The organism is Streptomyces sp. NPDC058697 (assembly GCF_042715345.1).
GTDB lineage: Bacteria > Actinomycetota > Actinomycetes > Streptomycetales > Streptomycetaceae > Streptomyces > Streptomyces liliifuscus.
In genome coordinates this window covers 930,941-953,914 of sequence record NZ_JBHXSU010000001.1, presented here as the reverse complement: position 1 = coordinate 953,914, position 22,974 = coordinate 930,941, and the positions used below count along the sequence as shown (strand labels likewise).

At 70.6% G+C, this 22,974-nt stretch carries 10 protein-coding genes; 8 read left to right on the top strand and 2 right to left on the bottom strand.

All coding sequences use genetic code 11. The features are described from left to right. Window positions 1–215: 215 nt before the first annotated feature. Window positions 216–1,163, bottom strand: coding sequence for a methionyl-tRNA formyltransferase (locus tag ACFWXQ_RS04005; RefSeq protein WP_200394610.1), 948 nt, complete (start codon window positions 1,161–1,163; stop codon window positions 216–218). A 257-nt stretch (window positions 1,164–1,420) separates the two neighbouring features. Between ACFWXQ_RS04005 and ACFWXQ_RS04000 the strand changes: the two genes are divergently transcribed. From ACFWXQ_RS04000 to ACFWXQ_RS03965, 8 genes are all read left to right on the top strand, one after another. Then, window positions 1,421–2,755 carry a lysine N(6)-hydroxylase/L-ornithine N(5)-oxygenase family protein gene (locus ACFWXQ_RS04000; protein WP_383952676.1) on the top strand — a complete coding sequence of 445 codons (1,335 nt, stop codon included), beginning with the start codon at window positions 1,421–1,423 and terminating at the stop codon, window positions 2,753–2,755. A 52-nt stretch (window positions 2,756–2,807) separates the two neighbouring features. After that, complete coding sequence (locus ACFWXQ_RS03995) at window positions 2,808–3,863, top strand: FecCD family ABC transporter permease (RefSeq protein WP_383952674.1); 1,056 nt, start codon at window positions 2,808–2,810, stop codon at window positions 3,861–3,863. Beyond that, a complete protein-coding gene (locus ACFWXQ_RS03990; RefSeq protein WP_383952671.1) occupies window positions 3,860–4,921 on the top strand; it encodes a FecCD family ABC transporter permease in 1,062 nt (353 codons plus the stop codon). Before ACFWXQ_RS03995 ends, ACFWXQ_RS03990 begins: the two co-directional genes overlap by 4 nt. 45 nt (window positions 4,922–4,966) lie before the next feature. Then, a complete protein-coding gene (locus ACFWXQ_RS03985) occupies window positions 4,967–5,806 on the top strand; it encodes an ABC transporter ATP-binding protein (protein WP_383952669.1) in 840 nt (279 codons plus the stop codon). Window positions 5,807–5,915: 109 nt separating this feature from the next. Further along, window positions 5,916–6,968 (top strand): ABC transporter substrate-binding protein, encoded by a 1,053-nt coding sequence (locus tag ACFWXQ_RS03980; RefSeq protein ID WP_383952667.1) that lies wholly within the window; start codon window positions 5,916–5,918, stop codon window positions 6,966–6,968. Window positions 6,969–7,017: 49 nt separating this feature from the next. Beyond that, window positions 7,018–8,805 carry an ABC transporter ATP-binding protein gene (locus tag ACFWXQ_RS03975; protein WP_383952665.1) on the top strand — a complete coding sequence of 596 codons (1,788 nt, stop codon included), beginning with the start codon at window positions 7,018–7,020 and terminating at the stop codon, window positions 8,803–8,805. A gap of 58 nt (window positions 8,806–8,863) precedes the next feature. Continuing rightward, a complete protein-coding gene (locus ACFWXQ_RS03970) occupies window positions 8,864–19,873 on the top strand; it encodes an amino acid adenylation domain-containing protein (protein WP_386267447.1) in 11,010 nt (3,669 codons plus the stop codon). Next, window positions 19,860–21,563 (top strand): ABC transporter ATP-binding protein, encoded by a 1,704-nt coding sequence (locus tag ACFWXQ_RS03965; protein ID WP_386267445.1) that lies wholly within the window; start codon window positions 19,860–19,862, stop codon window positions 21,561–21,563. Before ACFWXQ_RS03970 ends, ACFWXQ_RS03965 begins: the two co-directional genes overlap by 14 nt. Window positions 21,564–21,676: 113 nt before the next feature. Here the strand turns inward: ACFWXQ_RS03965 and ACFWXQ_RS03960 are convergent, their stop codons facing one another. Continuing rightward, window positions 21,677–22,816 carry an alpha/beta hydrolase-fold protein gene (locus ACFWXQ_RS03960; protein ID WP_383946523.1) on the bottom strand — a complete coding sequence of 380 codons (1,140 nt, stop codon included), beginning with the start codon at window positions 22,814–22,816 and terminating at the stop codon, window positions 21,677–21,679. Between the last annotated feature and the right edge of the window lie 158 nt (window positions 22,817–22,974).

Below are 22,974 nucleotides of genomic sequence, written 5' to 3'. Positions count from 1 at the left end.
CAAGTAGAGGGCGGCCAGGGGGACGGTCGACAGCGCCACGAGAAGGGCAAGGGGCGCGCGCCCCCTGCGTGTCGCCTCGCGGTCTCCGACCGGCGGCTCCCTTGGGTGGGGCGGGCCCGCATCGTAGAGGGAGCGCCCCCGCCGTGCGGAGACGGGAAGTTCCGCACGGCGGGGGCGTCCGGCCGGCCCAACGGGACCGTGCTGGGGCCGGGGTATCAGGGGCGGGTGGTGAGATACCCGCCCATGGAGGTGAAGTACTGCGTCGCGGGCAGCTCGCGGCCGTCCTCGGTCCGTACGCGGGTGATGGCCAGGCCGTGGTTGCGGCCGGTGCGCGCGTCTGCTCCGGCGACGATCACCACGCCCTCGCCCTCGCGGTAGAAGATGCGGCCGGGCGTCCCGCCGTAGCGGCCCTGGGACACCACCGCGGCCAGGACCTCAAGTCGCTTGCCCTTGTGGAAGGTGAAGGCGCTGGGGTACGGCTCGGACTGGGCGCGGACCAGGCGCTCCAGGTCCTCGGCCGGCCAGGCCCAGTCGATGCGGATGTCCTCGGCGGCCCGCTTGTGGAAGAAGCTCGCCTGGGACCGGTCCTGCTTGGTGAACTCCGTCTGCCCGGCGGCGATGAGGTCGAGGGCGCCGACGGTGACCGGGGCGATGAGGTCGACGGTCTTGTGGAAGAGGTCGGTGGCCGTGTCCGTCGGTCCGACCGGTACCGCCTCCTGACGGACGATGTCGCCCGCGTCGAGCTCGTCGTTCATCATGTGCGCGGTGACGCCCACTTCGGTCTCGCCGTTGATCAGGGCCCAGATCAGCGGGGAGAAGCCGGCGTACTTCGGCAGCAGCGAGTCGTGGACGTTCAGCGTGCCGTGGCGCGGCAGGTCGAAGATGCGCGGGGGGATCCACGTCCGCCAGTTGTTCGCCACGAGGATGTCCGGGTCGGCCTCCTTGAGGCGCTCGAACAACTCGTCGTCGTCGGGGCGGTTGCGGATCAGCACCGGGACGCCGTGCTCCTCGGCGAGGTCGGCGACGGAGTCGCTCCAGATCTTCTCGTACGCGTGGTCGCTCTTGGGGTGGGTCACGACCAGCACCACGTCGTGTTCGGAGTCCAGGAGGGCTTGCAGGGTGCGGTGGCCCCAGGTCTGGTAACCGAACATGACGACCCGCATGGGGTTCCTCCTCGAAGGCAGGGGATGGACCGCGGTCAGTAAAGCAAGGCTTACCTTAGTATGCAACGGGGGTGTGCGGTGCCCCAGTTGGCGAGTGCCGGTGCCTGATTGCCCGGTTCGTCCGGTCGACAGCCTTATGGGATTAGCTTAGGCTAACCTAAATTCCCGGGCGGGCTCGGCTGTTGGCCTGCCCACCTTTCGTACCTCGTACCTTCCCCCACGCCTGACAGGCGACTGCCCCGCACGATGGGAGTGACATGTCACAGGTTCTTCCTGATGACGCACCACTGGTCCACGACCTCATTGGCATCGGTTTCGGACCGTCCAATGTGGCCATGGCGATCGCACTCGGCGAGCACAACGCACGAGCGGGCGAGCAGGAGGCGATCACCGCTCACTTCTTCGAGCAGCAGCCGTGCTTCGGCTGGCACCGGGGCATGCTGATCGACGACGCGACCATGCAGGTGTCCTTCCTCAAGGACCTGGTGACGCTCCGGAACCCGGCCAGCGAGTTCAGCTTCCTCTGCTACCTGAAGAGCAAGGGCCGGCTGATCGACTTCATCAACCACAAGAACCTCTTCCCGCTGCGGGTCGAGTTCCACGACTACCTGGAGTGGGCCGCGGCCCAGGTCGAGGACATGGCCTCCTACGGCCACGAGGTCGTCGGCGTCGCGCCCGTCGTCCGCGACGGAACCGTGGAGCACCTGGAGGTGACGGTCCGGTCGGCGGAGGGTCTCGCGGTCCACCGGGCCCGCAACCTGGTCCTCGGCACCGGGATGCGCCCCCTCATGCCGGAGGGCGTCGAGACGGGCGACCGCGTCTGGCACAACTCCGAACTGCTGGCGAAGGTCGACCGGTTGGAGGGCACCTCGCCCTCCCGGTTCATCGTCGTGGGCGCCGGCCAGAGCGCCGCCGAGAACGTCGCCTACCTGCACCGACGCTTCCCCGAGGCCGAGGTCTGCGCGGTCTTCTCCCGCTACGGGTACAGCCCCGCCGACGACAGCAGCTTCGCCAACCGGATATTCGATCCCGCGGCCGTCGACGAGTACTTCGCCGCGCCCGAGAACGTCAAGCGCCGACTGATGGACTACCACGGCAACACCAACTACTCCGTGGTGGACATCGACCTGATCGAGGACCTGTACCGGCAGACGTACCAGGAGAAGGTCCTCGGCACCGAGCGGCTGCGCTTCCTCAACGTGTCCCGGCTGACCGACGTCGAGGAGACCGAGGGCACGGCCCGTGCCACCGTGACGTCCCTCGTCACCGGCGAGGAGACCCTCCTCGACGCGGACGTCGTGGTCTTCGCCACCGGCTACAGCCCCGCCGACCCCCTCGGACTCCTCGGCGAGGTCGCGGACCACTGCCTGCGCGACGAAGAGGGCCGCGTCCGCGTCGAGCGCGACTACCGCATCGTGACGGACCCCGAACTGCGCTGCGGCATCTACCTCCAGGGCGGTACGGAACACACGCACGGCATCACGTCGTCCCTGCTGTCCAACACCGCGACCAGGGTCGGGGAGATCCTGGACTCGCTCCTCGCCCGGGGCGTCAAGTCCCCTTCGGACGAGGCCAGGACGGTCGCCGCGTGAAACGCCCGGGCCATGCTTCTCCAGTGGATCAATAGGGATAACGTACTTCGCCATGGGCACGACTGCGGTTGAGCGCCCCGCGCCCAGGGGCACAGACGCCCGCCGGCGGCGGGTGGTGGGTTTGGGCATGCTGGTGGTGGTCCTCGTGGCCGCGGGGGTGGTGTCGTTGGCCGTCGGTGCGCGCTCGTTGAGCCCCGCCGAGGTGTGGCACGGGCTGTTCGCGGCGCCCGACTCCGACCAGCGGCTCACCGAGATCAGGCTCATCGTGCGGACCGTGCGGGTGCCCCGGACGGTGCTCGCGATCGTGGCGGGCATCGCGCTGGGGGTCGGCGGGGCGCTGATCCAGGGGTACACGCGCAACCCGATCGCGGACACGGGCCTGTTGGGCGTGAACGCCGGCGCCTCGTTCGCGGTGGTGTCGGTGATCGCCGTGTTCGGGTTCTCCAACCCGTTCCAGTACGTCTGGTTCGCCTTCCTGGGAGCGGCGGTCGCCGGTGTCGTCGTGTTCGGCCTCGCGAGCATCGGCCGGGGCGCCGGCAATCCGTTGACGCTCGCCCTGGCCGGGCAGGGGATCACGGTGTTCCTCGCGGCGATGACCACCGCGGTCGCGCTGACGGACCTGGCGTCGCTGAACGCGCTGCGGTTCTGGAACGCGGGCTCCGTGGCCGGCGTCGGATTCGACGTCATCTGGCCGGTGACCGCGTTCATCGTGGTCGGCCTTGTGCTGGCCCTGGCCATGCTGCCCTCGCTCAACCTGCTCAACCTGGGCGACGACGTGGCGCGGGGGCTCGGGGTGAACATCGCGCTGAGCCGGACCGTCGGCATCCTCGCCATCACCCTGCTCGCGGGCGCGGCGACGGCCGCCTGCGGCCCCATCGCGTTCCTCGGGCTCATGGTGGCCCACGTGGCCCGGTACCTGACCGGTCCGGACTACCGCTGGCTGGTGCCGTACGCGGGTCTGCTCGGCGCCGTCGTCCTCCTGGCCTGCGACATCGTGGGGCGACTTGTAGTGCGGCCGGGCGAGTTGGACGCGGGTGTCCTCGTCGCCCTCCTGGGCGCTCCGTTCTTCGCGGTCCTGGTGTGGCGCGGAAAGTTCAAGAACGCATGAACGGGACAGACGTGAAGGCATCGGTGGCGCCGGGTGTGCGGCTCGGCCAGGTCTCGTTCGTATGGCGGCCGTTGATCGTGTTCGTCACGCTGCTGCTGGCGGCGGCGACCTTTCTGGTGTTCTGCGTGTCCATCGGCGTGGGGGACTTCCCCATCGGCCTGAACCGGGTGATCGCCACGATCCTCGGCCGGGGCGAGCGGGTCGACGAGTTCGTGATCATGGACCTGCGGATGCCGCGTGCCCTGGCCGGCCTCGTCGTGGGGATCGCCCTCGGGGTGTCCGGGGCGATCACGCAGTCCATCGCGCGCAATCCGCTGGCCAGCCCGGACATTCTGGGGGTCACCGGGGGCGCCAGCGCGGTCTCGGTGTTCCTGGTGACGGTGTCGGGCGGGACCGCGACGGCGATCGTCAGCTCCGTGGGCCTGTCCGCGGCGGCGCTCCTGGGCGGGCTGGGCACGGGTCTGCTGGTGTACTTCCTGGCGTGGCGGCGCGGGGTCGACGGCTTCCGGCTCATCCTCATCGGCATCTCGGTGAGCGCGGTGATGGAGGCGATCACGACCTGGCTGCTGGTCACGGCCGACATCCGGGACGTGGCCAAGGCCCAGGCGTGGCTGGTCGGTTCGCTGGACAACCGGTCCTGGGGCGAGGTCCGGATAGCGCTCTGGTGCACGCTCGTCCTCCTGGTCGTCGTGGCGAGTGTCGCGTTCCAGTTCAAGCCGATGCACTTCGGCGACGAGATCGCCGCGGGCCTGGGCGTCCGGTACTCGATGGTGCGGGCCGTCCTGCTGCTGTGCGCGGTGCTGCTGGCCGCCGCGGCGGTGAGCGCGGCGGGCCCGGTGCCCTTCGTCGCGCTGGTGGCACCGCAGGTGGCGATGCGTCTGGCGAGATGTCCGACGCCGCCGATGGTGGCCTCGGGACTGGTCGGGGCGCTGCTCCTGATCGGCGCGGACCTGGTGGCGCGCACGGCACTGCCCATCAGTCTCCCGGTCGGTGTCGTCACCGCCGCGATCGGCGGCCCCTTCCTCGTCTACCTCCTGGTGCGGGCGAATCTCAGATAACTGGTACAAAGAGTTAGGCAAACCTAAGTAGGCGGAGGGGGATTCGTGGCCGCGCAGCACATCGCCGAGGTCGAGTCCGGGGTCGGTGACACCTCGCGGCTGGCAGCCAGGGGTATCACGGTCGGGTACGGCGGCCGGATCGTCATCGACGAGCTCGATGTGGCGATACCGCCAGGGGTGATCACCACGGTCATCGGCCCCAACGGCTGTGGCAAGTCGACCCTGTTGAGGACCCTGTCGCGGCTGCTCAAGCCGACCATGGGGACGGTCGTGCTCGACGGCGACGACATCGGCAGGCTCAGGACCAGGGACGTGGCCAAGAAGCTCGGCCTGCTGCCCCAGGCACCGGTGGCGCCGGAAGGGCTGACGGTGTCCGACCTGGTCGCCAGGGGCCGCCATCCGCACCAGAGTTGGCTGCGGCAGTGGTCGTCGGACGATGTCGCCGTCGTGGAGCGCGCGCTGGCCATGACCGGGGTGTCCGACCTCGCCGACCGGCCCGTCGACTCGCTGTCCGGCGGGCAGCGTCAGCGCGTGTGGATCTCGATGACCCTGGCCCAGGGCACCGACCTGCTGCTGCTCGACGAGCCGACCACGTACCTGGACCTGGCGCACGCGATCGACGTCCTCGACCTGGTGGACGACCTGCACGAGTCGGGGTGCACCGTGGTCATGGTGCTGCACGACCTCAACCTCGCCACGCGCTACAGCGACAACCTCGTCGTGATGAGGGAGGGGGCGATCCTGGCGCAGGGACATCCGCGTGACGTGATCACCGCCGAACTGCTCCACGAGGCGTTCGGGCTGCGCGCCAAGGTGATCGACGACCCGGTGGGCGACCGGCCGCTCATCGTGCCGATAGGCCGCGCTCACGTCCAACTCGACTAGATCCGCATAAAGATGACTAGTTAGGCTAGGCTAACCTCACTTCGCCAGGATAAGGTTTGCCTGCCCTAAGACAGGGTGCAGCGGACGGCGCTAAAGCAAGGGATCTGGGATGTTCCTCCTTCGAACGACGCGTATGAAGCCATGGCGGCGGTTGGCGGCGACGGTTTCCGCGGCGACGCTCGGCGTCGGTCTTCTCGCGGGATGCGGTTCCGACTCGAAGGAAGAGTCGAACGACAGCGCCCCGGCTGCCAAGTCCGGCGCATTCCCCGTCACCGTGGAGCACGCGTTCGGATCCACGAAGGTCGCCGAGGCCCCCAAGCGCGTGGTCACCGTCGGCTACACGGACGACCAGAGCGTCCTGGCGTTCGGCATCAAGCCGGTCGGCATGGTCGACCAGTACCCGAACCCGGCGGGCCAGAGCCCCGACATCAACACCCAGTGGCCCTGGGTGAAGGACAAGTGGGGCGACGCCAAGCCCGAGGTCATCATGAAGAACGGTGACGCCGGCCCCAACTACGAGAAGATCGCGGCCCTGCGGCCCGACCTGATCATCGCGGTCTACTCCGAGGTCGACAAGGCCGCCTACGACAAGCTCTCCCAGATCGCCCCGACGGTGGGCCGCACCAAGGCCGAGAAGGAGCCGTTCAGCGCTCCGTGGCAGGACAACGCGCTGCAGATCGCCAAGGCGGTCGGCAAGGCCGACGAGGGCGAGAAGATGGTGGCGGGCATCCAGGCCCAGCTCGACACCGCCAAGAAGGAACACCCGGAGTTCGCCGACCAGAAGGCCGTCGCGCTGTCCTGGTACAAGGACGCGGTCAACCCCTTCACCTCCACCGACGTGCGCGGACAGCTGCTGACGGGCATCGGCTACCAGTACCAGACCGAGATCGACAAGGTCGCGGACGGCAGCTTCTCCACCGCGCTGTCCCCCGAGCGCATCGACCTGGTCGACGTCGACCGCATCTTCGTCATCAACGACAAGGCGGACACGGCCGCCCTCAAGAAGTTCAAGTTGTTCACCAACCTGGACGCCGTGAAGAACGGCAAGGTCACCTACCTGCTGGACAGTGAGGGCCCGGCGATCGGCGCGGCCATCTCCCAGGGCACGCTGCTGTCCATGCCGTACGCGGTCGACGAGCTCGTCAAGTCGGCGGCCGGCTAAGGATGCTGATGGTCAACGGATCCCGTCCCCGACCCGATCTGGTTGTGGTGTGAGCACTACCGACACACGCGTCGCCTCGGCAACTCTGCGTACGGCGACGGGGGGTGAGGCCACCCGCTGGGTCGCGGCACACTGCCGCGAGGTGCCATGGCTGACCCTCGCCACCGTGCTCACCACGGTGGTGGGGGCGGCGCTCCAGGTGCTCCCGGTGCTCCTGCTCGGCCAGGTGGTCGACGGGGTGGTCGAGGGCGAGTCGCGCTCGGTCCTGGTCAGGGTCGGGGTGTTGATGGTGGCCGCCGCACTGCTCGGCGCGGTGGCCACCGCGATGTCGACGTACCTGATCGGGCGGCTGGGCGCGGATCTGCTCGCGCGGCTGCGCGAAGGCGCGGTCCGGGCGGTGCTCGGGATGCCCAGTGAGCGGATCGAGCAGGTCGGCCGGGGAGACGTGCTGTCCCGGGTCGGTGACGACGTCGCCGTGATCTCCAAGGGCATCCGGACGGCCATCCCCACGGTGTTCTCGGCGGGAGTGCTCGTCGTCATCGCCACGGTCGGCATGTTCGGCCTGGACTGGCGGCTCGGCCTGGCGGGCGCCGGCGCACTGCCCGCGTACGCGCTGGCCCTGCGCTGGTATCTGCCTCGCTCCGCCCCGCTCTACCGCAAGCAGCGGGTGGCCCAGGCCGACCGCGCGCAGGCGTTGATCAGTGGTCTGAACGGGATCGACACGGTCCGGGCGTACCGCCTGGAAGGTGCCGTCCGCGAGAAGGTCACCAGCGAGTCGTGGCGGGTGCGCGAGCTCGGCATCGAGGTGTTCCGGTTCTTCGGCCGGTTCGTCGGCAGGGAGAACCGCGCCGAGTTCATCGGTCTCGTCCTGATCCTCGTGGTGGGGTACGCCCTGCTGGAGGCCGATGCCGCCAGCCTGGGCGAGGTGTCGGCGGCCCCGCTGATGTTCCACCGGCTGTTCACACCGCTGGGCGCCATCATGTTCACCTTCGACGAGGCGCAGAAGTCGGGCGCGAGCCTGACCCGGCTGGTCGGGGTGCTGGGGGAGGACGCGGAGGACCGGCTGGTGGGCGACGAGGCCGTCGCGCCCGCCGAAGCCGTGGCATATCAAGTGACGGTGGAGGGGCTGACGTTCAGCTATCCCGACACCGAGCAACCGGTCCTCAGGGATGTCGGCCTGACGATCCCGGCGGGCGGTTCCCTCGCGCTGGTGGGGGCGACGGGCGCGGGCAAGTCGACGCTGGCCGCGCTGATCGCCGGCATAGGGACACCGCAGGCCGGGTCGGTGCGCGTCGGGTCGACCGACCTCGCCGGTCTGGACGAGGCCGGGGCGCGGGCCCTGGTGAGCATCCTGACGCAGGAGACACATGTGTTCTCCGGTCCGCTCGCCGACGATCTGAGGCTGGCCGCGCCGGAGGCGACCGACGCCGAGTTGATGGACGCGTTGCGCACGGTCGGCGCCGGCGGCTGGGTCGACGCGCTGCCCGAGGGGCTGAACACCCTGGTCGGCGAGGGCGGCGAACGCCTGGACGTCACCAAGGTCGCCCAGATCGCGCTGGCCCGCCTGGTGTTGGGCCGGGCGCCGGTGGTGGTGCTCGACGAGTCGACCGCGGAGGCGGGCAGCGAGGGCGCCGCCGAGCTGGAGCGGGCCGTGCTGGCCGCGTGTGCGGGCCGGACCACGCTGTTCGTGGCACACCGGCTGACCCAGGCGATGGCGGCGGACCGGATCGCCGTGCTGGACGCGGGACGCGTCGTTGAGCAGGGAACTCACGAGGAGTTGGTGGCTCTGGGCGGCCGCTACGCACGACTGTGGCGGGCCTGGCGCGAAGGCAGTTAGGTAAACCTAATTTAGGTTAGGCTAACTTTCATTACCTGGAAGGGACGCTGAGTCTTCGATGATGGAACCGAGCGCTCGTCTCGTACTGCTTTCTCCCACGCGCCTTGCCGACGTACGCAGGCGGACCGGCGACTTCTCCGACCGGACCATCGTCGAGGCGTGCTCCATCGGCCTGTCGTACTGGGCGACGGGCCGGAGCCCCGACGGCATCGACCTCACCCCCGGCACCCTGTTCGCCGACGTCCTCGCGTGGGTCGACAACGGCGGGGACGGGCCCGGCGGTCGGGAGAACGGCGGTCGGGAGGCCGGCGAGGACGGCTGGAGCATCGCCGTCCCGGCGGGCGCCATGCAGTCCGACGCGCAGCTCGCGCTGGACGACCTGGCCGACTTCCCGGACCGGCCCATCGGCACCATCGGCCCGTCCGGCGTGGCCGCGCGGATCGAGGCCCTGGCCGAGTGGAACGACACCGAGGCCGACCGGGTCCGACCGACCATGGTGGAGATGTTCCGCGAGCAGGCGCGTACCAGGCCGGACGCCGTTGCCGTCGTCGACGAGCACCGCTCCCTGACGTACCGTCAGGCTGCCGAGCTGTCCAGCCAGTTGGCCCACCATCTGATCGAGCGCGGACTCACCGCCGAACAGGTCGTCGGCATCTCGCTGGGCCGCTCCGCCGACATGGTGATCGGGCTGCTCGGCGTCCTCCAGGCCGGGTGCGCGTTCGTCCCGCTCGATCCGCAGTGGCCCGCCGCACGCCGAGCCGTCGTCATCGAGGACGCCCGGGTCGTGCTGCAGCTCAACGACTCCGGCGAGCGGGCCCCGGGTGAACCCGACGCCGTGCCCGTCGACCTCGGCGACTGGAAGTTCGGCTCCCACCCCACCGGCGGGACCGGCATCGCCGTCGACGGTGACGCCCTGGCGTACGTGATCTTCACATCCGGTTCGACCGGGCGGCCCAAGGGCGCGATGATCCGTCACGAGGCCATCAGCGAGCGCCTGTTGTGGCAGGTCGACGAGATCCTCGGCTTCGGCCACGACGACGCGTCGCTGTTCAAGGCGCCGTTGTCCTTCGACATCTCCATCAACGAGATCTTCCTGCCGCTGGTGTCCGGCGGCAGGCTGGTGGTCCTGCGGCCCGGCGGCGAACGCGACCCGCACCACCTGCTCGGCGTCATCGCCGAACACCGCGTCACCTTCACCTACTTGGTGTCGTCCATGCTGGACGTACTCCTGGACATCGCGGGCGACTCCGGAGACCTGGACAGCCTGCGGCACGTGTGGTGCGGCGGCGAGGTGCTGACCCCGGAGCTGTACGAGCGGTTCCGCACCCGCCTCGACATCCCCATGTACCACGGCTACGGCCCGGCCGAGACGACGATCGGCGTCTCGCACGTCATCTACCGGGGCGCGGCGGAACGCCTGTCGACGTCGATCGGCAAGGCCAACCCCAACACCCAGCTGTACGTGCTGGACGACGAACTGCGCCCGGTCCCGGTGGGAGTCGGCGGCGAACTGTACGTGGGCGGCTTCCTCCTGGGCCGCGGGTACGTCAACGCGCCCGGCCTGACGGCCTCCCGGTTCGTCGCGAACCCCTTCGCCGCGGACGGGTCCCGGCTGTACCGGACCGGTGACCTCGCGAGGTTCACCCCGGACGGATCGCTGGACTTCCTCGGCCGGGCCGACAACCAGATCAAGATCCGCGGAATGCGGCTGGAGATCGAGGACGTCGAGGTCGGTCTCGCCGAACACCCCGGCGTACGGCACACCTGCGTCGTCGCCAAGAAGAACGCGGCCGGCGGCACCTACCTCGTGGGGTACGTGATCCCGGCCGCCGGGAGCGAGACCCTGCGGGCGGACGAGGTCAAGCAGTGGGCCGCCGAGCACATGGTCGAGTACATGGTGCCCGCCCATGTCGTCGTGATGAAGGAGTTCCCGCTCACCGCGAACGGCAAGCTCGACCGGAACGCGCTGCCGGAGCCCACCGTCGGGACGGGCTCGATCGTCCCGCCCACCACCGAGAACGAGTGCGCGGTGTGCGCGGCGATCGCGGCGCTGCTGCAACTGGACGAGGTCGGCGTCGACCAGGACTTCTTCCAGCTCGGCGGCGACAGCATCCTGGCGATCTCACTGCTGAGCGCGCTGCGCGACGCGGGTCTCTACGTCACGACACGGCAGATCTTCACCCACACCGTGGTGGGGGCACTGGCGGCGGTGGCGAGCCGCGAGGACGTCTCCACCGTCGACCACGCGGACGTCGCCACCGGTTCCGTCGTGGGCTCGCCCATCGTGCAGTGGCTCGGCGAGACCACGGACACGATCGACGGCTTCGTCCAGTCGGTGGTGCTGAACACCCCGGCGGACCTGACCGCCGACGCCCTCGACGAGATCCTCGCCGCCCTGACCGGCCGGCACGACATGCTGCGCGCCCAGCTGGTGCGCGGCGACCGCTGGAGCTTCCACATACCGGAGGCGGACCGGGCCGCCCCGGCGTGGCAGGAGAGCGAGGGGCCGCTCGACGAGTGCGTCGCGCTCGCCACAGAAGGACTCGACCCTGCGGGCGGAGCGATGCTGCGTGCCGTCTGGCGCCGCGAGGCACGCCAACTGGTCCTGGTCGCCCACCACGTGGTGATCGACGGCGTGTCCTGGCGGGTCCTGATGGAGGACCTGGCCACGGCATGGCGGCAGCTCTCCTCGGGTACGCCGATCGAACTGCCCGCGGTGGGCACGTCCTTCCGGCGCTGGACGCAGTTGCTGGACCGCGCGGCCTTCGACGCGGACAGCGCCTACTACTGGCGTCCCCTGCCGGGAACGGACCAACTGGTGGGCAGGCGCGCGCTGTCCGAAGCCGACACGGTCGCGCGGGAGCGCCTGCGGACCGTCTCCGTCGGCCCCGAGGCCACGGCCGCGCTGCTGGGCGAGATCCCCGCGAAGTTCCACGCGGGCGTCAACGACGTACTGCTGACCGCGCTCGCCGTCACCCTCGCCCGGTGGCGCCGCGACCACGGGCAGGACCAGACGTTCGCGCACATCGAACTCGAAGGCCACGGCCGCGAAGGCCGGTTCGTCGCGGGCACCGCCGGCTTCGAACCCGAACTGTCCCGCACCGTGGGCTGGTTCACCACGCTCTTCCCGGTCACCGTGGACCCCGGCGCGGCGAGCGACCTCACCGCACCCGAGTACCTGGCCGCCGCACTCAAGGCGGTCAAGGAGGACCTCGCCCGGGTACCGGACAACGGCGTCTCCTACGGCGCCCTGCGCTACCTGGCCCAGAGCGAGTTCGACGCGCCCGCACCGCAGGTGCTCTTCAACTACCTGGGCCGCTTCGACGCGGGCTCGTCCGGCGACTGGCAACTCGCGGGCACCACCGGCCAGTTGGGCGAGAAGCGCGACCCGAGGATGCGCCTGCCGCGCGCCCTGGAGTTCAACGCGATCGCCGAACCCGCCGCCTCGACCGGCGAGTACGAACTGGTCACCACCATCTCCTGGCCCGACGGGATGTTCACCGAAGAGGACATCACGACGCTCGGCGAGTACTTCCGGGTGGCCCTGGCCGGACTGGCCGCGCTCGACCAAGGCGGCCACACCCCCAGCGACTTCCCCCTGGTGCCCCTGACACAGACGGACGTCGACGCCCTGGACGGCCCGGAGCTGCGGGACATCCTGCCGCTGACCCCGTTGCAGGAGGGCCTGTACTTCCACTCGGTCTTCGACGACGACTCGGCCGGCAGCTACGTCGAGCAGCAACTGCTCACGCTGGACGGCGAGGTGGACGCCGACCGGCTCGCGGCGGCGGCCACCCGCCTGCTCTCGCTGTACCCGAACCTGGCCGCGCGGTTCGTGGCCCTCGCCGACGGCCGCGTGGTCTCCGTACTGGACAGCGGTGTTCAGGCACCCTTCACCACGCTGGACCGCCCCGGCATCACCGACGACGAGATACGCGACCACGCGGAGCGGGACCGCCGCGCCGGATTCGACCTGGCCACCGGACCGCTGATGCGCTACACGCTCGTCCGCGCGGGCTCCGGCCGCAGCGTCCTGGTGCAGACCGTGCACCACATCATCGCCGACGGCTGGTCGGTACCCCCGATGCTCCGCGCGCTGCTGGCCGAGTACCACGCGCCGGGGACCGTGTACGCGATCGGCGGCTTCCCCGACTACGTGAGCTGGCTCGCCGGACGCGACGCCGACGAGAGCGACCGGGTCTGGCAGGAGCAGCTCGCCGAGCTGCCCGGCCCCTCGCTCGTCGCCGAGGGACACACGCCCTCCGACCGGTTCGCCGACATCGCGGTGGAGCCGGCGGACGACATCGACGCGGCCGTCCGGTCCGCCGGGGTGCCGCTGAGCGCGGCCGTGCACAGCGCCTGGGCCGTGACGCTGGGCGGCATCCTGCACGGCAGGGACGTCGTGTTCGGCTCCACGGTGTCCGGGCGCGACGCGGAGGTGCCCGGCATCGAGAACATGGTGGGTCTGTTCATCAACACGATCCCCGTACGCGCCAGTTGGGCCGACACCACCACGGCGGGCGACCTGCTCGCCTCGGTACGGGAGCACCAGAGCGCAGTACTGCCTCACCAGCATGTCTCGCTGGCGAGGATCGGCCGCCAGGCCGGCGCCGGCTCCCTGTTCGACACCCTGGTCGTGTTCGACGTGGCGACCGACGTGGACGCGCTGCGGGGGCCCGACGACGAACTGGTCATCACCGACATCGTGAACGAGGGTGCCCCGCACTACCCGTTGACCCTGGTGGTGGAGCGCGCACTCGACGGCCGTCCGCGCTTCAACCTGATCTACGACGGCGAACTGCTGCGGGAGGCGAGCGCCCAGGAGATCCTGCGCACGTTCACCCGGACCCTGTCCGACCTGCTCACGCGGCCCGACGCCCTGGTCGACTCCCTGGCGTCCGAGGACGACCGGCGTCCCGCGCGCATCACTCCGACCACCCTGGGCGGACTGTTCGACGCCGCCGCGCGCCGGGACCCGGCCGCCACCGCCGTCACCCAGTGCGCTCTCGACGGCGGCACCAGGTCACTGACGTACGGCGAACTGTCGGACGCGAAGGACGAGTTGGCCTCGGTGCTGCGTGCGTCCGGGGTCGCGCCCGGCAAACGGGTCGCCGTCGCCGTCCCGCGTTCCCTTGAGCAGGTCGTCGCCCTGGTCGCGATCGTCGGCGCGGGCGGTGCGTACGTGCCGTTGGACCTGGCGTACCCGGACGAACGGCTGGAGTACATCCTCGCCGACTCCGCTCCGCAGGTCGTTCTCGTGGACCGCGAGCAGCGGGAACGCTTCACGGAACTGCTGGCCCGGGCGGGCGTCCCGGCCCGCGTGCTCGTACAGGGGGACGAGCCGCAGGGAGATGGGCAGACGTGGGGGGACGGGCAGGCGCCGGTCTCCAACGAGCCGGTTCCGGCGGTCAGTTGGCGCGACCCCGCGTATGTGATCTACACGTCCGGATCGACCGGCCGGCCCAAGGGTGTGGTCGTCCCGCACTCCAGCGTGGTGACGCTGCTCGCGAACACCCGGCCCGACATGGGCTTCGGCCCGTCCGACGTGTGGGTCCAGTTCCACTCCTTCTCCTTCGACTTCGCGGTCTGGGAGCTGTGGGGGGCGTTGGCCCATGGCGGTGAGCTCCTTGTCCCGGAGTACGGGCTGACCCGTTCCCCGGTCGACTTCCATCGGCTGGTCCGCGAGCGCGGAGTCACCGTGCTCAACCAGACCCCGTCGGCGTTCTACCAGTTCATCGAGGCCGACCGGCACGCCGGCGAGCTGGCCACCGCGCTGCGCCGGATCATTTTCGGCGGCGAGGCGCTCGATCCCGGGCGGCTGCGCGGCTGGGTCGAGCGGCACGGCACCGGCTCGCCCGAGCTGGTCAACATGTACGGCATCACCGAGACCACCGTCCACGTCACCCACCGGGTGCTGACCGACGAGGACTTCGGCCCCGGCGACGACGTCAGCCCGATCGGCGGTCCGATTCCCGGCCTGGCCACCTACCTGCTCGACGACCGGCTCCGGCCGGTGCCGCCGGGGCGGGTCGGCGCCATCTACGTGGCCGGCGACCAGGTGTCCCTCGGCTACCTGGGCAGGCCGGGGCTCACCGCTGGCCGGTTCGTGGCGAACCCGTTCGCCGACGACGGCTCCCGCATGTACCACACGGGCGACCTCGCCCGCCGCACGCTCGACGGCGAGCTGGAGTTCGCGGGCCGCGCCGACGACCAGGTCCAACTCAAGGGCTTCCGGATCGAGTTGGGCGAGGTGGAGTCCGCGATCAGGGAACTCGACGGCGTGGTCGACGTGGCCGTCACCGTGGCGGACAGCGGCGACCACCTGGTCGCCCACGTCGTGGGTTCACTGCCCGGCGACTTCACCGGCCTCCTGTCCACGAAGTTGCCCGTGCACATGGTGCCCGGGCGGGTGCTGTCGGTCGCCGCCTTGCCGCTGACGGTCAACGGCAAGCTGGACCGGCAGTCCCTGGCGGACCGGGCCAAGAGTGCCGCAGCAGGAGGGTCTTCGGCTGCGGGTGCGTCGTGGCTGGGCGCGCAGTTCCCCGCGCCCCTTACGGGGCAGGCCAGTGATTCCACGCTCGCCGAGCTGGTCGGTATCTTCGCGGACGCGCTACCCGGCTCCGCCGCGGACACCGTGGACGCCGACACCGACTTCTTCATGGCCGGAGGCGACAGCATCGTCGCGATCACCGTGATCAACCGGGCCAGGGCGCTCGGTCTCCCGATCGCGCCCCGGGACGTGTTCCTGTTCAGGACACCGCGCGCGCTCGCCGAGCACGTGGGTACGCGCACACCGCAGGCCACGGCGACGGACCCGGCACCCGCCCGCCGCGAGGACGGCCCGCTGACGCCGACGCCGATCATCCTGCGCCAGCGCGAACTGGGCGGATCGCTCGCCCGGTTCGCCCAGGCGAGGACGCTCGTGGCCCCCGAGGGCACCGGCTTCGCCGATGTCGAGCGCGCCGCGAACGCCGTCGTTTCCGCGCACCCGGCCCTCCGCCTGCGGCTGCGCGCCGAGCACGGGGTGTGGGCACTGCACACCGAACCCGCCGGCCACACCACAGTCGTACAGACGGACGACACCGACGCGACCACCGCCGCGAACGAAGCCGCCGGACGGCTCGATCCCGAGTCCGGGGACGTCATCGCGTTCTCGTGGCTGGCGGCGAACCGGACCCTGGTCGTCACCGTGCACCACCTCGCCATCGACTCGGTGTCCTGGCTGATCCTCCTCGACGACCTGGCCGCCGCCCTGCGCGGGGAGCCCCTGGCACCGCCGACCACGTCCTACGCCGAGTACGCCGAAGCACTCACGCTTCAGGCCACCTCCTCGATCGACGGCCTCGGGCACTGGGTCACCACGCTCAAGGCGCCCGAACTGCTGCCCGCGGTCGAGAGGTTGCGCGAGATCACGGTCGTGCTCGCGCCGGACGTGAGCGACCGCGTGACCCGTACCGCGCCCGCCGCACTCGGTGTCGGTCTCACCGAGTTGCTGTGCGGCGCCCTGCGCACCGCGCTGACCCGCGTACAGCCGTCACCCACCGACCTCGCGGTCGAACTGGAGCGGCACGGCCGGGTCCCGGCCCTCGAACATCACGACTACACGCGCACGGTCGGCTGGTTCACCTCCATCGCGCCCGTGCGGCTCACGCCGCACACCGACCCCGTCGCGGCGGCGCGCGAGGTCGCCGAACGCCAGCCGGACGAGTGCGGACACGTCGCCTACGGCGGGCTCAGGTACCTCAACCCGCAGACGGCCCCGCTCCTGACCGCCCGCCCGCAGGTGCTGTTCAACTACCTGGGCCGGGGCAGCGAGTCCCAGGCGCTGCACATCACCGGCGGCGACCAGGGCAGCCCGTACGCCGTCGAGGTCAACGCCTGGATCGACGAGGCCACCGGAAGCCTGCGCGCGGAGTTCATCCTCGCCGAGGGCATACCCGACGAGATCACCGAACACTGGCTCGGCGCGCTGAAGCACATCTCGGACGCCTCCGCGACGGCCGAGCGCACGGCACCGGTCACTCCGCTCCAGCGGGGCCTGTACTTCCAGGCCCAGATGGCGGGCTCGGCCGGACACTACGTCGCGCAGAGCTGGTTCACCTTCGACCGACGGCTGGACACCGACGCGCTGGCCGAGGCGATGGCGTACGTGATCGGTCGCCACCCGGTCGTGGGCGCCGGCTTCTCCACCGACGACGACGGAAACCCGGTCCAGGTCCTCAGGGCGGGCCGACGGGTCGACGTACGTACGGTCGAGCTGGCGACGGACGCCGAGGTCGACGCCCTGCGCGCCCGGGACCGGGACACGGGATTCGACCCGGGTGAGCCGCCGCTGATCCGGCTGACCGTGGTGCGGCTGCCCGACGGCCGCGACGGCCTGCTGCTGAGCTACCACCTGCTGCTGTGGGACGGCTGGTCCCGCGAGATCATGCTGCGGGACCTGTTCGACGCCTACCGGGCCGCCGTCGCGGGCGAACGACTGGACGCGGCTCCGGCCACGCCCAGCTTCGAGGACTACGCCCGGGCGCTCGACGCCAAGGACCCCGCCGTATCGGAACGCTTCTGGGCGGAGCACCTGGCAGGCCTCGCGGGCCCGACACTGCTCGCCGGACCGGCGCCGTCCCTCTCGGAGGAGCTGCCGCGTGCGCTCGTGCACCAGATGTCCGAGGAGCAGTCGGAACTGCTGCGGGAAGCGGCCAGGACGCACGGCGTCACACTGAACTCGGTGCTGACCGGCGCGTTCGGCCTCCTGCTCGGCGCCCATACGGGCCGCAGTGACGCCGTGTTCGGCGTGACCGTCTCCGGCCGGGAGGGCGAGGGGCTGTCCGACATCGTCGGCGTGCTGCTCAACACCGTGCCCATGTGGACACGGGCACGGCCGGACGACACGGTCGGCGAGTACCTGTCGGCCGTGCAGACGGCCAGGGTCGAGGCGATGGAGCACGAGCACCTCGGCCTCGGCGAGATCCAGCGGGCCAGCGGGCACGACACCCTGTTCGACAACCTGTTCGTGCTCCAGAACTTCCTGGACATGGACGCGTTCGCCGAGATGAACGCCCGGCACGGCATCACCTCGGTGAAGGCCGACGACTCCACCCACTATCCGTTCACCTGGGTCGTCACGCCCGGCGACCGGCTCACGGTCAAGCTGGAGCACCGCCACGGCGACACCGGCGACGCCCGTCGTCTCCTCGACGACTACCTGAGCGTGCTCGAAGACCTGGCCCGGTCGACAGGACCGGTCGGCGCGCTGCCCGGCCTGGGGGCGGAGCCCGATCCGGCCGAGCGCACGGAAGTCGGCACGGACACCGTCGTCGACCGGTTCGACCGGGCGGCGGACCGCGACCCGCAGCGGGTGGCGCTCGTCGCGCATGGCGAGACCATGACCTTCGCCCAACTGCGCGACCGCAGCCGCGCGGTGGCGGGTGTGCTGGCCGGGCGCGGTATCGGCACGGAGACGAACGTGGGTCTCGCGGTCCCGCGCTCCCTCGACTCGATCGTGGCGCTGTTCGCCGTGCTGCGCGTCGGCGCCGCGTACGTGCCGCTGGAACTGGACCACCCGGACGAGCGGATCGCCGCGATCGTCGAGGACGCCCGCCCGGACGTGATCCTCACCGTGAGCGCCGTCTCGCCCCGGCTGACCGGCGACCTCATCGAACTGGACCGCCCGTTGCCCGACGCCGAACCGTATGTGACGTTCGCGCCGGGCGCCCCGGACCGCCTGCGGCACCCCGCGTACACGATCTACACCTCCGGTTCGACCGGGAAGCCCAAGGGCGTGGTGACCGAGTACGCCGGGCTCACCAACATGCTGATCAACCATCAGCGCCGTATCTTCGAGCCGGTGTTGGCGGAGCACGAGCACCGGGTCTTCCGGATCGCGCACACCGTGTCGTTCGCCTTCGACATGTCGTGGGAGGAGCTGCTCTGGCTCGCGGACGGGCATGAAGTGCACATCTGTGACGAGGAGTTGCGCCGCGACGCACCCCGACTGGTAGAGTACTGCCTCGAATTCGGGATCGACGTCATCAACGTGACCCCGACCTACGCACAACAGCTGGTGGCGGAAGGGCTGTTGGACAACCCCGACCGACGGCCGGCACTGCTGCTGCTGGGCGGCGAGGCCGTCACCCCGACACTGTGGCAGCGGCTCGCCGAGACCGAGGGGACCGTCGGCTACAACCTGTACGGACCCACCGAGTACACGATCAACACCCTCGGCGTCGGCACCTTCGAGTGCCAGGACCCGGTGGTGGGTGTGGCGATCGACAACACCGACGTGTACGTACTGGACCCGTGGCTGCGCCCGCTTCCGGACGGGGTTCCCGGTGAGCTGTACGTGTCGGGCATCGGCATCGCGCGCGGCTATCTCGGGCAGCCCGCCCAGACCGCGCACCGCTTCGTCGCCTGCCCGTTCGGCGAACCCGGCGAGCGCATGTACCGCACCGGCGACCTGGTGGTCCGGCGGCCCGACGGCAACCTGATGTACCTGGGCCGCACCGACCAGCAGGTCAAGATCCGGGGACACCGCGTCGAACTGGGCGAGGTCGAGGCCCTGTTCGCGGCACACCCGGCCGTGCGGTTCGTCGCCGCGGTCGCCCAGCCCGACCCGCAGGTCGACGGGGCGTACCGGCTGGCCGCCTACCTCGTGCTCGACGGCGCCGACCTGGCCGCGGTCGCCGCCGAAGTGGGCGCCGGGCTACCGGACTTCCTGCGACCGACGCACTACGCCGAGGTCGACAGCATCCCGCTGACGGTGAACGGGAAGGCTGACACCGAGGCGCTGCCGGAGGCCAAGCCGCTGGGCGCGCTGACCACGGCGGGGGAGCGCGGACCTGAGACCGAGACCGAGACCACGGTGTGCGAGTTCTTCGCCGAGGCACTGGACCTGGACGACGACGAGGTGAGCGCGGTGAGCGACTTCGTGTCCCTGGGAGGGCACTCCATGCTGGCGGTGCGGCTGATCGGGCTGCTCCGCCGGGAGTACGGTCCAGTGATCACCATCCGAGACCTGTTGACCCTGCGAACCCCGGAAGCGATTGCCCGCCATCTCGATGACAACTCCTGACACGCAGCGGCCCCGCCCGGGGTCCGACATCCTCCGTACCGCACTGCGCCGCAACATCGGCGCCATGGTGTGGGGCACCGTCCTCATGGGCCTGTACCAGGCGGGTGAGACGGCCTTTCCGATCGCGCTCGGCCTGATCGTCGAGCACACGATGCAGGGAGACCGGAGCCTCGGCGCGCTCGGCCTGTCGATCGGCGCGCTTGCCGTGATCATCACGACCGTGTCGCTGTCGTGGCGGTTCGGGATGCGCGTCCTGCAGAAGGCCAACACGACCGAGGCACACCGCTGGCGGGTGCGGGTCGCGGCCTGCGGACTCCAGCCGGTGGCCAGGGACGTCGACCTCAAGTCCGGCGAGATCCTGACCATCGCCACCGAGGACGCCGACCAGACCGCCGACATCATCGAGGTGGTCCCGCTGCTGATCAGCTCGCTGGTCGCGGTGGTGGTCGCGGCGGTCGCGCTGGGCCTGGCCGACATCCGCCTCGGTCTGCTGGTGATCGTGGGAACCGTCGCGATCCTGTCCGTCCTGAGCGTGATGTCCAAGCGGATCGGCGCAAGCACCCAGGAGCAGCAGGCCCGGGTCGCGCGGGCCGGAGCGAAGGTCGCCGACCTGATCATCGGCCTCCGCCCGCTGCACGGCTTCGGCGGCAACCACGCGGCCTTCCGCTCCTACCGGAAGGTCAGCACGGAGGCCAAGCACCAGGCGATCACCGTCGCCAAGGTGAACGGCGTCTACGCGGGCACCGCGCTGGCCCTCAACGCGGCCCTCGCCGCCGCCGTCACCCTGACGGCGGGCTGGCTCGCGTTCGACGGCCGGATCACCATCGGGGAACTCGTCATGGCCGTCGGCCTGGCGCAGTTCATCATGGAACCGCTCAAACTGTTCTCGGAGATGCCGAAGTACGTGATGATCGCGCGGGCGTCCGCCGAACGGATGGCCCTGGTGCTGACCGCGCCGCCGGTGACCACGCCGGGCCCGGAACGCCCGGCCGCGGGCGGCTCCCTGGAGATCGACTGCGTCCGGTACGGGACCCTGCGCAAGCTGAAGTTCAAGGTGCCGGCAGGCGAGTTCGTGGCGATCGCCGTCTACCAGCCGCGCTCGGCGGCCGACCTCGCGTCGGTCCTGGCCGTGAACGTCCCGCCCGAGGCGTACGAGGGAGCGGTGCGGGTCGGCGGGCAGGAGCTCGCGGACCTGTCGGTCGAGGCGGTGCGCGAGCACATGCTGGTGAACCCGTACGACGGGGAGATCTTCGCGGGCACCCTCCGCACGAACATCGACCCGTCGGGCACCAGCCGGACGGTCCCCGAGGCCGTCGAGGCGTCCTTGCTGACCGATGTCGTCGCCCTGCACCGCGAAGGCCTCGACCACGGCGTCCGCGACCGCGGCGCGAACCTTTCAGGAGGACAGCGCCAACGGCTGTCCCTGGCCCGCGCGTTGGCCGCCGACACCGATGTCCTCGTCCTGCACGACCCGACGACGGCCGTCGACGCGGTCACCGAACAGCTCATCGCCCGCAACATCGCGAAACTGCGCCGCGGCCGCACCACCGTCGTACTCACCAGCAGCCCGGCCCTCCTGGACGCCGCCGACCGAGTCCTCGTCCTCGACGAAGGCGTAATCACAGCAGAAGACACCCACCGCAACCTCTTGGCCAAGGACGAGACGTACTGCTCGGCGGTGGCCCGGTAGCCCCCCAAGGATTGCGCCGTTCCCCGCGCCCCTCTTTAGGGGCGCGGGGAACGGCGCAATCTTTTAGGGGCGCGAGGAACTGCGCGACCAGCCCCCACCGAACCCGCAGACAACTACGGCGCGCCCCGCGGAGCGTCAAGCGCCCAGGCCACATCCCTGAGCAGGGCCTGCCGCCAGCCGGCCCGGTCATGGCCGGAGGCCGACCGAGAAACCCGCACAGCCGCCCCACCCTCAGAAGCCAACGCCTCAACCGCCTCACAGTGCGGCAACATCCGCGCCTCGTGCTCCCCCACATCGAACGCAACCCGCAGCCCAGCCAGTTCGGACCCCCGCCCCCGCAACCGCGCAGCGACGGACCCACCGAGCGGCCCGCCGAACGGATCGGCCAGACCCATCGCGTCGGGCGTCCACCAGAACGACCCCGACTGGCAGGCGACGCGCGACACCAACTCCGGGAACTCCAGCGCCGCGTACACCGCGCTCAGCCCGCCCAGACTCTGCCCGGCGACCACCAGCCGGTCCGGGTCGCAGGGGACGCCGGACTCCGCCACCAGCGGCAGCAGTTCGTCCCGCACCGCCTCCCACAGCTCGCGCCTGCACGCGAACTCGCCCTCCCTGTCCTTGCTCGGAAGAAAGACGAGAGTGACGGGAGGCATCTCACCACTGGCGACGGCCGAGTCGAACGCGGTCATCGCCGGGTGCAGATACAGCCAGTCGTCCCCGTCGAGCAGCAGGACCACCGGTCCGCCGCCGCCCACCGGATGGACCCGTACGGTACGCCGCCCGCCGAGCCGCTCACTGGCCCAGCGGAGCCGGGTGCGCGGGAGCGGCAGTACGACATCGCTGCCGGCACCGATGACGGGCCAGTGCGGCTGGGCCGGGGCGTCCGGGGTCGCGGCGATGGACCGGTCACCACCCGCACCGACCGGGTTGAACGGGTCGGCGTACGCTTCGTCGCCCGCGAGGAATCGGTAGGTCACCCGCAGCCGCACGGGCATGCGCACCTCGGCGTACCAGCAGTCCGTGTCGCCCCACTGGCGCACGGGCACCGGCTCCGACCAGCTCTCGAACTCGATGGTCGCCGGAGACCCGCGCCACAGGAACAGGGTCACCCAACCGCCGTTGCCGTCAGGGGCCGACGCGGGTGTCCCCGCCGCCGCCCAGAACTCGTCGGTGCCCGGTTTGCCGGGCAGTCCGTACGCGGCGAAGGCGTTCTCCCTGTCGGCCGCGGGGCCGGGAACGGCATCGGTCACGGCCGGACCCCTTCGATCGCCAGGCGCATGAACGTCTCCTTGTGAGAGGGAAGGGGCAAAGGCTAAGCTCGCCTCTAATTAGGCGAGCCTAACCTAATCATGGCATTGCTCTCCATCCCCGATTCCACCCCGACTCCATCCCCGATGCGCTTCCTGAA